At 63.4% G+C, this 14958-nt stretch carries 13 protein-coding genes; 12 read left to right on the forward strand and 1 reads right to left on the reverse strand.

Annotated features, from left to right (window positions below):
* The first annotated feature begins 216 nt into the window (after positions 1-216).
* The 12 genes from OXS49_RS03390 to OXS49_RS03445 all read left to right on the forward strand — a co-directional run bounded on the left by OXS49_RS03390 (position 217) and on the right by OXS49_RS03445 (position 10251).
* Positions 217-432 carry a hypothetical protein gene (locus OXS49_RS03390; RefSeq protein WP_267421803.1) on the forward strand — a complete coding sequence of 72 codons (216 nt, stop codon included), beginning with the start codon at positions 217-219 and terminating at the stop codon, positions 430-432.
* Positions 429-656, forward strand: coding sequence for a transcriptional coactivator p15/PC4 family protein (locus OXS49_RS03395; protein WP_267421805.1), 228 nt, complete (start codon positions 429-431; stop codon positions 654-656). The genes OXS49_RS03390 and OXS49_RS03395 overlap by 4 nt, the downstream gene beginning before the upstream one ends.
* The gene (locus OXS49_RS03400) at positions 653-1567 is read left to right on the forward strand and encodes a toprim domain-containing protein (protein WP_267421808.1); all 915 of its coding nucleotides are present in this window, start codon (positions 653-655) and stop codon (positions 1565-1567) included. The genes OXS49_RS03395 and OXS49_RS03400 overlap by 4 nt, the downstream gene beginning before the upstream one ends.
* A complete protein-coding gene (locus tag OXS49_RS03405) occupies positions 1560-2993 on the forward strand; it encodes a phage/plasmid primase, P4 family (RefSeq protein ID WP_267421810.1) in 1434 nt (477 codons plus the stop codon). The genes OXS49_RS03400 and OXS49_RS03405 overlap by 8 nt, the downstream gene beginning before the upstream one ends.
* A 119-nt stretch (positions 2994-3112) precedes the next feature.
* Positions 3113-3409, forward strand: coding sequence for a helix-turn-helix domain-containing protein (locus OXS49_RS03410; RefSeq protein WP_267421812.1), 297 nt, complete (start codon positions 3113-3115; stop codon positions 3407-3409).
* Positions 3410-3498: 89 nt separating this feature from the next.
* A complete protein-coding gene (locus OXS49_RS03415) occupies positions 3499-3720 on the forward strand; it encodes a hypothetical protein (protein ID WP_267421813.1) in 222 nt (73 codons plus the stop codon).
* A 129-nt stretch (positions 3721-3849) separates the two neighbouring features.
* Positions 3850-4461, forward strand: a complete 612-nt coding sequence (locus tag OXS49_RS03420; RefSeq protein ID WP_267421814.1) for a hypothetical protein — start codon at positions 3850-3852, stop codon at positions 4459-4461.
* Positions 4462-4522: 61 nt separating this feature from the next.
* The gene (locus OXS49_RS03425) at positions 4523-5503 is read left to right on the forward strand and encodes a hypothetical protein (protein ID WP_267421817.1); all 981 of its coding nucleotides are present in this window, start codon (positions 4523-4525) and stop codon (positions 5501-5503) included.
* Positions 5500-5751, forward strand: coding sequence for a hypothetical protein (locus OXS49_RS03430; RefSeq protein WP_267421819.1), 252 nt, complete (start codon positions 5500-5502; stop codon positions 5749-5751). Before OXS49_RS03425 ends, OXS49_RS03430 begins: the two co-directional genes overlap by 4 nt.
* Positions 5748-6614, forward strand: coding sequence for a head maturation protease, ClpP-related (locus tag OXS49_RS03435; protein ID WP_267421821.1), 867 nt, complete (start codon positions 5748-5750; stop codon positions 6612-6614). Before OXS49_RS03430 ends, OXS49_RS03435 begins: the two co-directional genes overlap by 4 nt.
* 142 nt (positions 6615-6756) lie before the next feature.
* On the forward strand, positions 6757-6972 hold the full coding sequence (locus OXS49_RS03440; protein WP_267421822.1) for a hypothetical protein: 216 nt from the start codon (positions 6757-6759) through the stop codon (positions 6970-6972).
* 12 nt (positions 6973-6984) lie between these two features.
* Entirely contained in the window at positions 6985-10251 is a 3267-nt protein-coding gene (locus OXS49_RS03445; protein WP_267421824.1) for a hypothetical protein, read from the forward strand.
* A gap of 85 nt (positions 10252-10336) precedes the next feature.
* Here OXS49_RS03445 and OXS49_RS03450 read toward each other — a convergent pair whose 3' ends face one another.
* Entirely contained in the window at positions 10337-14884 is a 4548-nt protein-coding gene (locus OXS49_RS03450) for an ATP-binding protein (RefSeq protein ID WP_267421826.1), read from the reverse strand.
* Between the last annotated feature and the right edge of the window lie 74 nt (positions 14885-14958).

The raw sequence follows: 14958 nt of genomic DNA on the forward strand, positions 1-14958 counted from the left end.
CTGAAGCGCCACGTCTGGTGGGCGGCCGCCATCGTTTGCGCCTCCTGAACCCTCGTCGGCCTAAGCCCCCAAGAAAGGGTAACCGGCGTCAGGCGGAGGGAGGACTGGAGCGGGCGATCGGGATCGAACCGACGACATTCAGCTTGGGAAGCACAGGTAAGCCGTTGATCTAGCTCGCCCTTGTTCCTCGTCGCACAGCGACGAAAGGAACGTGTTGTGGCTCGTATCAAAGGAAACGCCGTCGCGGGGGTGAAGGCCCGCAACGGCGCTAACTCGAAGAATTCCGACCAAAGAACCGGCCACAGAAATACGGCCGTCCGCCCGGTCCTGGCAAGTGCCAAGACCGCGGTCCTCGACCGCCACGGCATGGTGCTGGCTGTCATGGCCGGCCGCGTCGAGGCACGGGCCTTCCTTCGGGGAGGCGCCTTATGACCGAGCCCCGCCACATCGCCACCGTGCCGAAGAACGCCGCGGAAGAGGTCCGCATCGCCCTGACCGAGTTTAACGGTCACGAGCTCGTCGACGTGAGGGTCTTCGCGGCCATCGAGACCGGGGGTGAACGCCGCGCCACCAAGAAGGGCGTGAGTCTGAGCCGGAGGCACCTGCCGGAGCTGATCCGTGCCTTGCAGGCGGCCGAGCGGGAGGCATCGCGATGATGGACCTCCGCACCGCCGCTCGCTTGCTCGGGGGCAAGATCAGCGGCCGCGGCATCAACTGCCCTGGTCGTGGCCACAGCGCCCGTGACGAGTCGATCTCGGTGATGTTCAGCCCGTCCGCGCCGGACGGTGTCCTGGTGTTCGACCACGCTGGCGGCGATCACCTCGGCGCGAAGGACTACGTCCTAGAACGGCTTGGGCGCGATCGTCGCAGCGAACCGAGGGCAACCTTCGAACCACGCCCAACGACGAGGCCGGAGGCTGTAGGTTCAACTACACCCTCATCCTCCGAGCGCGCCGCTGCGGCGCTGCGCATGTGGAGCGAAGCCGCCCCGCCTTGGGGCACCCCCGTCGCGACATACCTTCCCCGCCGCCGGCTTACCCTGTCGGACGATGCCGCGGAGGTCATGCGGTTCCACTCGAACATTCCCTTCGCGGGGCGGTACGTGCCGGCGATGATCGCCCTGGTGCGCGGCATCGCGTCCGATGCGCCGCAGGCTATCCACCGGACGGCCCTGAGCCTCGACGGCAACAAGGTCGAGGTGAACGGAAAGGATCGGCTGGCGCTGGGGCCGCTCGCCGGCGGGGCGGTGAAGCTGACAGCAGACGCCGAGGTCACGACTTGCCTCGGTATCGGCGAGGGAATTGAGACCACGCTCTCTCTTCAGGGTCTCCCAGAATTTGGGGCCACCCCCGTGTGGTCGTTGCTGAACGCCAGCGGGATCGCCGCCTTCCCCGTGTTGGCCGGCATCGAATGCCTCTGGATCGCCGTCGACCACGACCCCGCCGGCGAACGTGCCGCCGACGCCTGCACCGAGCGGTGGCGGGCGGCCGGGCGGGAGGTGTTCCGGGTCAAGGCGCGGGCAGCCGGTAGCGATCTCAACGACCTGCAGGAGGCGCGCCGTGCCTGAGCCCTCCTATACGATCGAGCATCTGCGGCCGGTCGAGACGGTCACGATCGAGCAACGCAGCCGCTCCCGGCAGAAGCCCAAAGGCAACGGCGACCTGGTGACGGAGGACTGGGCGGCGCAGCTCTTCGCTGAGCGCCACACCGGTCGGCTCTTGTTCGATCACGACATCGGAAAGTGGCACGAGTGGACTGGCGTTGCTTGGCGGCCGAACCGGTGCGGCCTCGCGTTCCAGTGGGCGCGCGAGCTCGCGCGGGAGTTGTGCGCCCTCGAAGAGCCGAAGACCCAGTTCATCGCGAGCAAGACCAGCTTTGCGGCGGGCGTCGAGCGGTTCTGCCGGTCGGACCCGGTGTTCGCCGTGACGATCGAGGGGTGGGACGCGGATCCCTGGTTGCTCGGGACGCCGGGCGGCACTGTCGATCTCAAGACGGGCGAGCTGCGCGCGGCCCGACCGAGCGAACGGATCACCAAGCTGACGGCGGTTGCGCCGGCCGAGACGTCGGATTGCCCGACCTGGCTGCGATTTCTCCATGAGGTCACACAGGGTGATGTCGGCTACACCCGGTTTTTGCAGCAGTGGGCCGGGTACTGCCTGACCGGCGACACGAGCGAGCAGGCGCTGTGCTTCGCCTACGGCGGCGGCGGCAACGGCAAGGGCGTGTTCATCCACGTCCTGGCCGGCATCCTGCGGGACTACGCGGTCAACGCCGCCATGGAGGTGTTCACGGCATCCAAGCACGATCGCCACCCGACGGAGATTGCTGCGCTGCGCGGGGCCCGCCTAGTTACCGCCTCGGAAACGGAGCAGGGGCGGAAGTGGGCCGAGGCCAGGATCAAGCAGCTTACCGGCGGCGACGTCATGCGCGCCAGGTTCATGCGCCAGGATGAGTTCGAGTTCGCCCCGGTGCTGAAGCTGCTGATCATCGGCAATAACAAGCCAGGGCTGTCCAACGTCGACGACGCCGCCCGGCGCCGGTTCAATTTGCTGCCGTTCCTGTTCAAGCCCGCCGTGCCGGATCCGCAGCTGGAGGCGAGGCTGCATGCTGAATGGCCGGCGATCCTGAGATGGGCGATCGACGGCTGCATCGATTGGCAGGCCAATCGGCTCGTGCGTCCCGAGGTGGTGAAAGTTGCGACCGACGAATACTTTGCGACGCAGGATACGTTCAACCTCTGGCTGGAAGAACGTTGCCTTGTTGACCATAGAAATTCTTATCGCAAATCAACAACACAGGAGTTGTTTGCATCCTGGAGCGACTTTGCTCGTACCAATAATGAGTTGATCGGGACCGTGCATAGCTTCGGCGACCGCATGGATAAGTTGGGATTTACCAAGAACAAGAACGTCCCAACTGGCACCGGGGGCCGCACACGCGGCTACGAAGGGATCGAAATTTTGTCCTCCCCGCAGCGGGAGGGGCAGTCATGAGGCGCACCGATGAGGCGGTGAGGCGCTTTGAGGCTGTCTCTCAGGTTCCACTTCATACGCGTGCGCGCACATGTGGACAGTGCGGAACAAGCGCCTCAAAGCGCCTCACCGCCTCATCGGTGGCTGATCGCGGTCCGCGGTGCCTGATCCCGTTCGACCGACGAGAGGGACTCACGACCGCCGAGGCAGCCGCCCGGGCCAACCGGACCGAGCGCACGATCCGGATGTGGTGCCGGGATCACGATATCGGTCGGCATGTGGCTGGCGGCCCATGGCTCGTGTCGCGCGTCGCGCTGGCGATGTTCCTGAACGACGACGCGGCTGCACTGCGGGCCTACCTCGCGGGCGACAGGGCAGGCCCCATGGTGGTGCCGTACTTCCAGGCCGAGGGGTTGGGCGACCTGATCAGGGGTTGATCATCGTGCGTCGCGGAAATGGCGACGTATCGATAGCGGACCATTGCGGGCACCTTTCTGCACCAGTCATCCAGACCTGGAGCCGAACAATGCGCGCCGCCGGTAGATCTCTGCAGTTCACCGACATCGTGAAGTTCAGGGGCGAGCCCGGCTTCAGCGCTGCCGTGGTCGAGGCCGCCCGCCGTGCCCGCACCAGCACACCGGAATACCTGCGGCGCATCGTGCGCGAGCGGCTCGCTGCTGATGGCGTGAGCTTGCCCGACATCGACGCTCCTGACTTCGATGCCACCACCGCCCGGCAGGCGGCCTGAACCTCCGATGCGGATCGAGCCGACCCGGCAGAGGGGGAGCATCGCGGGTCCTGGGACCTCCGCACGGCCTCTGCGGGCTGAGAGGGCGCGATCATTCGCTCTCGGCAATCCATTTTTATGGGGTGACCAGTGACCAAACCGGCCTCGAACAAGCAGGGCGTCGGCGCCCGGGAGGCCGGACGGCAGCTCGGCGTGTCGCACAGTTACCTGCTGCGGCTCTCCGGCCAGAACCGCCTCCCGCGCTTCGCGGATGGCACCTTCGATGTCGAACTTTGCCGGCGGCGCCTCGCCGAAACCACGGACCCCTCGCAGGTCCGCACGGTCGATCCGGACCGCTGGTCACAGGGGCGGCGCGGTGGTGGTCACTCGATCACCAGTGACCAGCCGCCCGCTGGGTTCAAGCTCGGCGACCTGAAAGGCATCCCGGCCGATCCGGAGCCCGATCCGGCCGACTATCGGAACCGCTCCGACTTGGCCGACGACTTCGCCCGCGGCGTCCTCTACGGCGCCCACGCGGTTGCCTACCAGGTGCCGCACTCCGTCGCCGACACGTTGCTGGCGCTGGGCTTCAACTACGACGTTCAGCGCAGCGCGTACCTCGCGGAGAAGGACGCGGCGTTCTTCCTCATGCAGCGCCCGCTCACCGCGATCGGCGTGGAGGGCGAGGATGGCGAGGAGCCCACCGCCCACTCCCCGACGCTGTTCCTCGGCCTCGGTCCCATGGGCGGGACCGGCCGATGACCCTGTGCTCCATCCCAAATCGCAGCAGCGGAACCATCCCGCGCATCGGAGGGCCCCGCCCGTGAAGGCACCCAAGATCATCCGCGACGGCCTCGCCGCCCTCATCGGCACCGCCCGCCGGGAGACCGACCTCGACAAGCTGATCACCGGGCTGTCCGAGGCCCGGCAGCAGATCGAGGCCGCGACCCGCGCCCGGGAGGCCGCAGAGGTCGGCTACCGCGATGGACTGCTAGACGTTGGGCCCGCCGAACTGGAGGGGCTGCTGGCCGAGAAGAACCGCGCGACGGTCGACCTCGATCGCGCCGAGGCCCTGGCCGCGGCTTTCACGAACCGCATCGCCAGCGTGCGCGAGGACCAGGTCCACGCCGCCCGCGCGGCGGTCCACGCCGACGCCGTCGAGAAGGTCGAGGCGATCAAGGAACGGCTACCGGCCGAGTACCGCCACCACGCCCTGGCGATCCGTCACCTGCTGCGGGATCTCTGCGAGGCCGAGGCCGCCGTCGCACGCGCGGCGACAGCGGCGCCGGACTTCCCTGCGATCGCAAGTCCGGAGGCCGAACTGCGCATCCTTCACGGACTGCCCGAGGATGTCGTCTCCGTTGAGACCGTCGAGTTGTGGGTGGTCGACGGTCGCACCGATCCCGTACCGCAGGAGCGGCAGGGCGATGTCCGCCCCTCCGCGGAGCATCCCGGGCGCGGCATGCTCTACCTCCACGGCAACGCCCACCACACCGCACCGACCTCCGGTGTACCGCTGACCTGCACCCTGCGGGCCTTCACCCGCACCCGGTATCGCGAGGCGCTGAGCCCCCGGGAGGATGGGTCGCTCCTCCGTGCGGTCGCTCTGCCCGCCTTCGGCCTGACCGATCCCACCTTCGTCACCGCCAGCCCGTACCGGGACCACAACGGCGCGCTGATCGAACTGGCATCCGACCTCCCGCCGCCCGCACCGCTCGACCGTCCGGTCCGCGAAAAGCTTGAGCTGCAACCCGCCGTACCGCGCGGCGAGTCCGAGGTGGTGCAGCTGCGGGGCGCGGCATGATGGTCTCCTCAGCCACCAGCCTGATCGACCGACAGGCCGCCGCCCGCGAGCGCATGCGAGAGATCGACCAGTCTCCCGAGGCGGCTGGCAAGGAACGGCTCGCCTTTCTCCTGGCCTGCCGCTTCGAGCTGCCGGTGATGCGGGTCCGGCAGATCCTGGCCGACGCTCCCGACTTCGCCAACCTTCCCGACCTCGTGGCCTGGGTCGAAGCCATCCCTACCCGTCCGCCGCTGGAGATCGTTCGATGAGCGACACCCCCACCAAACTGATCTGCGATGGCGCCCTCATCCTGTACGGCGATGTCGGCGAGGCCGGTTGGTCTGGTATCGATGGCTTCACCGCCGCCGACGTGGTGAGCGCCCTCGCGCAGCTCGGCTCCGGCACCGATGTGGTGGTGCGGATCAACTCGTGCGGCGGCAACGCCTTCGAGGGAGCGGCGATTCACGCGATCCTCTCGGCCCATCGCGGAAAGATCACGACGGTGGTCGAGGGCGTGGGTGCGTCCGCCGCCTCAATCATCGCCATGGCCGGCGACGAGCGCATCATCGCGCCGGGCAGCTTGATGATGGTTCACGACCCCGCCGGCCTGACGATTGGCACGGCGGAGGACCACGACGACACGGCCGGGATGCTCCGAACCCTGGCCGGCTCGATGGCTTCGATCTACGCCGCCGCGACCGGCCGTCCGGTTGCCGAGCACTTGGCCGACATGAGCGCCGAAACGTGGCTCACGGCCGAGGACGCTCTTGCCGGCCGGTACGCCACGAAGATCGGCACCGCGCCGATCGCAGCCACCGCCTGCGCACCGTTCCCGTTCCGCGCCTACGCGAAGGCCCCGCGCGAGCTGGTGGCGCTCGCCGACGCGAAGGGCTGGAGCCGCCGCGCCTTCACCGCCTCGCATGCCGCCGGGCGGCGTGCCTCTCCGACGGGAGCAACCGCTATGCCGAACCCCGCACGCCCCGCGCCCACTCTGAGCCCGTCCGAGGCCGTGATGAAGGCCTACTGCGACGCCCGCACCGCCGCCGTCACCCCGCGTGCCGACAGCGGCGGCCTCGCCCTGGCAAGTATGCGCCGGCAGCTCGAAGCCCGCGGTATCAAGCCGGCGGCCTGAATCATCACCCATCGCGGGGCTCCTTCGGACGGTGCCGCGGCCCATCGAACATCGGGAAGCCCGGCTCTCCGCCCCGCATCGGCTTAAACCGATCAGAGGAGCCAAGCCGGGCGAGGCCGCCCCCTTCACCATCGAGGCGAACGTGACCACCGCCGAACCTGCCCAGGCCCTGTCCGGCATCGAGGTCACCGCGGTGCTGTCGACCTACGTCGGCCAGATCGCGACCGATCTCGGGAAGGTCGCTACCCCTGAGGCGATCGCAGCCGTGAACGCGCTCTCGGCCGCCATGCACGCCCTCGCAGAAGCCTACCTGCTGGCCGCCAACGTTCTAGCCGACGGCCTGCCCACCGAGCATTGAGGGATCGCTGCTATGGCCTCCAAAGTAATCGAAGCTCGATTAGTCATCAGCGGCGAGGATAAGGGCGCCAGCGCTTCTATCGCCAGCGTCGTTGCGAGCGTCAGGAAGCTCGAAGAAGTCGCGAAAGTCTCGGCCCCCCTTCAGAAGCTAGCCAAGGATTTTCAGCAGGTCGAGCAGGCGACCAGGGCGGTCAATACGGCCATGTCGGCGCGGGCCGGCGCCGCTGCCGCAGAGGCAGGACTTCGAGCAACCCAGGGCGCGGCCCAGGCGGCGAAGCGTGCGCTCGACGAGGCCCGGGCCGCCAAAGCCGCATTTGACGGCGTGAAGGCCTCCCGAGGCTCGGATCAGGCGCGGCAGATCGAGGCGGCCACGAAGTCCGTCCGGGACATGACCGCGGCCTACCGGAAAGCGGAGGGCGAGGTCCGGAAGGCTACGGTTGCTGTAGCCGCCCAATCCTCCGCGCTTCAGCACGCCGAGAGCGCGGCCGGGAAGTTCGGCGCCGACCTCGGCAACTTGGAGGCGCACCAGCAGCGTCTCCGGTCCGCCACGGACAGCGCCACCGATGCGATGCGCCGCCAGATCCGGGTAGACGACCAGGCGGCGCGCTCTGCCGCCCACCTCGCGAAGGAAGAGGCCGAGGTGGTCCGCCACCGTCGCGCTCATGGCCTCATTGGTGCCGCCGGTGCGGTCGCCACCGGTGCCGTCGGCATCCATGGCGTCGGGCACGTCGTAGTCGAAGGTGCGAAGGCGGGCGCGGAGGTACAGGGCACTCGGGTCGACATGGCCAAGGCCGGTATCGACTTTGCGGAACGTCAGCACATCACTGACGAGAGTCTGAAGCTGGCCGCCAAGTACAAGAACGTCACCCAAGCCGGCGTGATGGAATTATGGAAAGAAGTACGCTCGGCGGTCACCCACCCCGAGGAGGTCGACCACGTCATTGACCCGCTTGTCCGGGCTAAGTCACTGCTCGATGCCAAGGACAAGAGCGGCCACGCCTCGGAGAACCTGAACCTCCTGGTGAAGGGTGCCGAGAGTATCGGCGCGGCGCAGGATCCCGAGCGGCTGTCCAAGCTGATCGACGGATACATGAAAGCCATCCAAGTGATGGGTAAGACCATCAACCCGGAGGATATCTACCTCTTCGATAAATACTCGAAGGTCGCGGGCGGCCAGCTCTCGGATCGCTTCCTGATGACTTCGGCGATGAGCCTGAGCCAGGAGCTGAAGGGCAACACTGCCGGCCTCGGCGTCCAGGCCTTCTACAAGCAGATCAACGGCGGGATGCAGAACCTGCACACTGCCTCGCAGGAGTTCGCCCGGGTTGGACTGATCGACCCCAAGAACCTCGATTACCTGAAGAACGGTGAGATCAAGGGCATCAAGAAGGGCGTACAGCACGCCGTGAAGGGCGACCGGCTGGCGCAGACCGACCCGGACCAGTGGGTCTACGAGATCCTGCTTCCCGCCCTGGAGCATCACGGCATCAAGAACCAGTCCGACCAGATCGCCTGGGTTCAGAAGGCATTCCCGAACACGAACGCCAATAACACCATCTCGAAGCTGATCCAGCAGCGAGAGAGCTTCGAGGCCCACGCCCGCGGTTATGGCAAGGCCATGGGCAACTCCGCGACCGACCTGAACCGCAGCGACCCGACTGCGGCGCTGGGCGAGGTCACGAAGAGCCTGGAGACGTTCCTGGGCGTGGTCACCTCACCGGTGATGGTCAACGCCGCCCACGGCCTCGACAGCTTCGCCACGGGCATATCGGCGATGTCGCTGCGCCTCGACGCGTTCGAGAAGGAGCATCCCGACATCGCCAAGGTGATCGCGCCCGCTGCTGCCGGTGCTGCTGTTGTCGGATCCGGCGCTGCGGCCGCTGCCATGTACCAAGCGTTCAACGGCGGGTTTGGATTGAGCAAGTCAGCCGTGGCTATGGACGGCGCCGCTGCCGGCCACGTCCGAGCGGCTACAGCCCTGACCGAGGCCGCGGTGCTGATGGGCGCCAAGGGGACCACTGTCGTCCCCGGCGGGAGCGGAGAGGTCGCCAAGGGCAGCAAGGTCGGCGGTGCGCTGAAGATGGGTGCCAACGTCCTCGGTGCCCTCGGCCTGGAGCCACTCGCTCAGGCAGCCCAGGACCATCACATCTTCGAGCTGCCGAACGTGAGCAAGGACGGTTGGCTCCGCTCCGGGCTGAATTTCCTGGACCCAAATGCCGGGGATGCGGTGCTCGGCAAACGGGCCGAAGAGGCAGGGAAGGATGCGGGCCAGAAGGTCGGCAAGGGTGTGGCGGACGGCGTGGAACAGGAGTCTTCGGCCGTCGAGGCCGAGGGCAAGACCCTGTTCCAGCGGCTGAACGAGCAGTTCCGGGCGGGAATTTTCGTCCCAATCCACCTCACGCCGGGCGAGGGTTTCGGTGGTGGGGCTGGCGGGGGTTCCGGCGTGCAGTCTGCCAGTTTTGGCGGCGGCGGTGGCTTGGGTGGAATGATCCGCAAGGCCAGCCTCGGCGGTGGCGGCGGGCTTGGCGGCGGTGTGTCGTCTGTCGGGGGTGCCGTAGGCCCCGGGGTCCCGGGTTCGGTCAAGATGACCGACACCGAACGGAACGAACTCGGGCTCATCACGAAGTACGAGGCCGGCGGCCGGAACGTCCCGAACTACATCAACGACCGTCGGCACACGGCGCAGGGCTACTACCAGATCACCAACACGAACTGGCGCCGGATCGCCCCGCAGCTCGGGATCACGGCGCCCAACGCCATGTCCGCGACCCTGGAAGATCAGACCCGCGTGGCGCTGCACCTGCGGCGAGCGAGCGGCCTAGGTAACTGGACTCGGTACAACCCGCGGCTCCGCGGCGCGCTCGGGCGCGGAGAGCAGATCCAGGCGGGCCCGACAGCACCGAGGGTGGCCGACGGCGAGCCACACCTCATCCGCGGCCTCGACGGCAAAGAAGGCCTCGACCTCGGCAACGGCCTCATGAAAATGCCGGATGGCAGCGTCAGGTCAATCACCCGCAGCGGCCTGGAAATCCCGGACCCGCCGGCGGGTGGCATCGGAGCGGCAGGTAACGGCCGAGGCGGCATCGGTGCCCATGTCGAGGAGTTCGGCCGCCACGTAGACCGACTTGCCGACATGGGCTTCCATGGCCAGATCGAGGTGACGGGCCTCCGCCGGGCCGGCTTGCGGGCCACGTCGCTGAAGATCCGCAGCTATGGCGGGATCGCCGACCTAGGCGTGACGGAGCCGGGGGCGAAAGAGGATCTGTCGGACTGGAGCTGACGCTGCGCCGTGCCTCAGCAGCCCAAACTGAAAGATGTGATTTTCATATCCAGGCACTTGGCTATCATGACGCTCAAGCAGGCCGTCAATGCAGGTCTTTCAGCAGCCCTTCTGTTTCATCTGGAAGCGCATCAAGGATAGCTTCGAATAGGCTGAGGGTGCGGGCGCGCAATGCTGGTTCACGATGAAGTGTCAAGACAATTGGTATAAGACCACGGGCGAGCATCGGACCCGTTCCACTATGGTCTCCTAAGCCACGGTCATGAATTTTTATGGACTCTTCCATAAAATACAGGATTGCTTCGTGGGAAAGCGGGTCTTCTAACAGGTCGCTCAGTCGGTCGTCGGCAAGCGCATCTGACGCGTAGAACAGTGCAATCGGGTTCGAGGAAAAAACTCCGAGAAGCTCTCGTGTGTCCTTTTCAGTGGGCCACGGTGAAACCCGGCGAAAGAAATCGACACAGGCTTGGGCGACCCGCGCCTCATGCCTCGCTGCTAGAAAAGCGAGGGTACGACGGCTCCACAACCGCGGAGCTGCTTCAGTTTCATTCCAGAACCCAACAGCTACGTTCGCCACACCAGCTAATACGTCCGAAGCAATAGGTCCTGCGGATGCTATATCTGGCCATGATTCAACAACCTTGTGCGGCTTAAAAAATGCTGCACGAAGAGCCTCTATCTCTCCGATCGCAATTGAGGCGAGAGGCCAATCGGACATACGCCACGCCGAAAGCACTTCATCAATAATGCCTGGCGGCAATATTCGTAGCAGCCGGGCAATAAAGCGGGCACCATCTTCGCTGTCACGAAAATTTGGCTGACGTCTCATAAGCTGTAATACGAAATTCGCTGATCGAGTGCGCTCAGCCCACGCGAGTTGATAAAGCCAAGGGCTTAGATCACCCCATACGGCCGGATTTTCCGGCACCTCGAGATGCCCCTCGAGTATGTCGAGCCAGTACGAATAATCTCGCGGCGTTCTCCTCAGCAGAGCGAATGTACAAACGCGGAGGATAGTTGAGTTGTCACCGCCAGTAACAGTTCGAAGTCGACCGCCCTCGAAAAGCACTGTTAAAGGCAGTGCCTTTTTATTCTCATCGCGAGGATCATTGATTGTGTGAACTTGATGACGGTCCTTATCGAACGGCTCAATCCAAGAAACCAGAAGGTTTATCCAGCGATCATCGAGGCCATCCACCCTTTCTGCGACCTGATGTAACGCCCATAGGATGTCGTGGTTGAACCCTTTGGCATCAAAGCCGCGATCAAGGGCGTCATCAATCAATCGTAGTATTTCATGAGGATCAACATCCTTTGTTTCCGCCAAAGCACGGAGGGCTGCACCGATTGGCAATTGATGCGTTGAAGGCGAGAACCTTTCGAGGAGCTTCTTCACTCTCTTTGGTTGGCGCTTAGCGAGTTCCCCGAAAGCCATAGAGGCCTCGCGAATTCCGCCAATTAACGACGATCTGGTCGGATGCGAACGCCACAGCTCTTCAGCTTCGGGCAAGCTTTGGAACAATTTGAGTATATGATTGTCAGACGCGCGCTCCATTGCTTCGACGGACATTGGAGACCGCACCCAGCCTGAGACGGAGCCGGAGCGGGCTCGTTCTATCTCCGGTATTGCCCGCAATTCCTCCTGAATATAGCGGCGCGCCCGCATCGATGTGTTTTCAATTTTGATGGATCCTAATAATTGCACGCGCAATCTTCGGTTCCAATACCGTGTCATTCTACGCGAATTGACATCATCAGATGCGTCAATCGAATAATGATTCCATGCTGCAATCATAGCAACCAACCGATCATTTTCCAGATAATCTAACGCACCGGAAAGCGCCGATATCAACTCTAATGTCTCTCGTTGGTCGTTCTCAAAACGTTCGCCGAGTCTAAATCGTGAGTTATCTGCAGCTACAAAAGAGAGAGCATGAGTTGACGTAGCCGCAATGTTAGCCGCAAATGCAGACGCGATCATGCGATCTAGAAGTTGGTTACCGGGTGCAATACTTGATGTAAGGTATCCGAAGGCATGCGGGTCAGTGCGTGCGAGCTCCTCAAGAGCCACACGAAGCCCTTCTACGAGATAAAGATCGTATTTAGCAGCTTGCTGATGGGCACTTTGGAGCGGTGTCAGGTCTTCATCGGCCAATTCCTCCGCGTCTGAGGCCAACAATGACTCAAACCGCGGCATCAAAATATTGATGTACGGGCTCGGGGATCGACGAACGATCTCAGGAAAGTCGTAAAGACCATGCAGGTCCCTCAACTCTTTCGCAAGCCGGTGAGAGATCGATCTGTTTTGTTCAAAGGCCAATCTTGAGACGGCTGCAATGAGACCATCGCCGTCTGTATCATCAACTTCCTGGCTGGCGTCATTATCCAGGGCAAGTTGGGCCTTAATATCCGAAACAATTTTGTCGAATATGATCCCGATAAGTTCAGCGGCAATGTCGTGCCGGCCAGATTGAGCTTGCTTACGTACAGCTGCGACTGAAAAAACATTTACTCTTGGTGAGTGGTCGAGAGCACCGCGAAATAGACTGAAGGCGCGCTCATCCCACGTCTCAAGATGCTCTAATACATGAGGTATAAGCTGTTCATGACGCTGGTGTCCGCGCCAGTGACGATCAAGCAGATTTAATACCTCGGGGCCGTTGTTGATCGTATGAGATGAAAGCCAAGGCCAAACGCTGCGCGCTCGCTCATCGTCGGCGCTCGCCATTCGGTCTGAGACTGGACCGCGCAGCAGATCAAACCAGCTCGGTTTTCCCGTGGTCAGCCGGAGTGCTCGCTGAGCAAGGGCGCTGTCTTCTCCGAATACGACGCCGACAACGATCTGCCGTTCACTTTGAGTTGGACTGTCGACCCCAGCTGCCAGATCGAGAATGAGGTGCCTTAGGTGGCGCCGAAGATTGAAATTGCCCCATAACTCTTGGATGGCGGCATCGTACCTATCTGTCGCCGCGTCACGAGCAAAGCGCAACACAGCCAAAGCTTGAGGGCGGGCAAGTAAATTTCGGCCCGCCTCGACGACTCGACTCGCTAGATCGCCCTGAGCCAAGGCCAGCCGCGCATCAAGAGTCTCAGCCCAGGTTTGATGGGCGAACCCAATGAGGCTACTTTCATGGCGATGACGGAGAATGCCTTCAGCACAGAGTCGATCAACGGCCGGGCCACTTCCGATTGGCAGGCTGCTTAGCGCTGTCCACAGGGTGCCGGTTTCTCGTAGCGAGCCGACCATGTGGTCAATCAGACGCTCAAGCCCGAGTGCTGGCTGAGAAGCAACAAGGCGATCAAATCGGTGCGCTTGCGTACTACGCCATGTCGTCATTGCGCTCCAGATAAAGCCCGCACGTCTGGCCGCAACGATGTCCCTTAGGGCTTGAGGTATCCGGATAACATCGTCAAGTGAAGCTGGAATTTCGTGCGGGTTGATATTCAAGGCCTCCAAGAGCTTATCGACATCTTTACGCTCCGGAAGTGCCAGGTCCACCCTATCTACCGCGCTTTCTCGGAACGCTGCCCGAAAACCTCCATCAGCAGCAAATTCGAACGGTCTGACCGACGCGATCACCCGAACCTCCGGCCACGCACGAAGACGGCGGGCTAGTACGACAAGTGCGCGGAGCCGACCGCCGCTGCCGTCGATAAGCGAAGCGACTGCGTCGAGTTGATCAATCAACACATATACGGCGCCGCGAGATGTTTGAGCGCCAATTTCGGCGACAACATCGACTCCCAATTCCAAAGCCGGCCCGAGATCTGCGACGGTGCTTATGTCCGCAGGTAATGCATCGGCCTTGATCCCTAGTACAACGTCGCCGCGAGCCCGAAGCCGATTACCTAATGCGGCAAGCAGGGCCGACTTTCCTGATCCGGGCGGCCCAAACAGTAAGACACTTCGGCCAGTTGTTTCTGTTCGCGGTGCGGTTAGCCGCTCTTCAAGCGAAAGTAGCTCAGGGCGCACTATGACTTGGCCATCGATATCACCTGGCCACGACAGGAGATCGCTGGACACGTCAGCAAGCTCGTCGGGCGTGAAAGCCGGTCCTGAGACGCTTGACAGCTCGGGCCGGGAAGCACCTCCTTCGAGGAGCCTTATGACTGTTTCGTCAAATCGCTGACCAATAGTACCTACAATCAGATCACGATCAGCGTTGCCTTTCTGGGTCGCAGCTCGCTCGCTGGTCGACTGTACTGAACGGACAGAGAGGACTAAGAAGTTGATCGCATCCTCATACGGACGGTCAGCCCGCTGTTGCGCATCTGAGGCGAGCACAGCGTAGCGTCTGATTGCTGTCGCTTTGTCCGTGGGATCAGGCGGTAAATTCTGCCAGCACCGCATTGCGGCTCGAACAAAAACCTCTCGGGTGGCTATGTCCCGTGCCCAAAGCTGAAAGCGAGCCTCCTTGAATGCAACTGGGACCTCGCTTGCCCAGCCCTTGGCGCCAGTGACGGCTTTCCCGAGAACGCCATCGCCTCCGGACAGAACGTCAAGTGCTTCGTTGAATTCGGGCGACCTAGACGGTAGCCCTTGCTCTGCACCACGTCGGGCAACGAACTTTTTGCCCAATGGGAAGAGCATTCGGCCTAGAAACGACAGCCCGGAATTCAGCCATGCAGGCACGAGCATATCCCTGAATTTGCTGTCGAAAATAGGATTTTAAGCGTTCGAGCGCCGAAATCAGTCCGCCATGACCG

The organism is Methylobacterium sp. GC_Met_2 (genome assembly GCF_026540795.1).
In the GTDB taxonomy this organism is placed as follows: Bacteria; Pseudomonadota; Alphaproteobacteria; order Rhizobiales; family Beijerinckiaceae; genus Methylobacterium.

Excerpts from the sequence above, each read along its gene's own strand:
- OXS49_RS03395 (WP_267421805.1), top strand. The coding sequence starts at position 429 with ATGACCGAGCCCCGCCACATCGCCACCGTGCCGAAGAACGCCGCGGAA.
- OXS49_RS03435 (WP_267421821.1), top strand. The coding sequence starts at position 5,748 with ATGAGCGACACCCCCACCAAACTGATCTGCGATGGCGCCCTCATCCTG.
- OXS49_RS03430 (WP_267421819.1), top strand. The coding sequence starts at position 5,500 with ATGATGGTCTCCTCAGCCACCAGCCTGATCGACCGACAGGCCGCCGCC.
- OXS49_RS03445 (WP_267421824.1), top strand. The coding sequence starts at position 6,985 with ATGGCCTCCAAAGTAATCGAAGCTCGATTAGTCATCAGCGGCGAGGAT.
- OXS49_RS03415 (WP_267421813.1), top strand. The coding sequence starts at position 3,499 with ATGCGCGCCGCCGGTAGATCTCTGCAGTTCACCGACATCGTGAAGTTC.
- OXS49_RS03400 (WP_267421808.1), top strand. The coding sequence starts at position 653 with ATGATGGACCTCCGCACCGCCGCTCGCTTGCTCGGGGGCAAGATCAGC.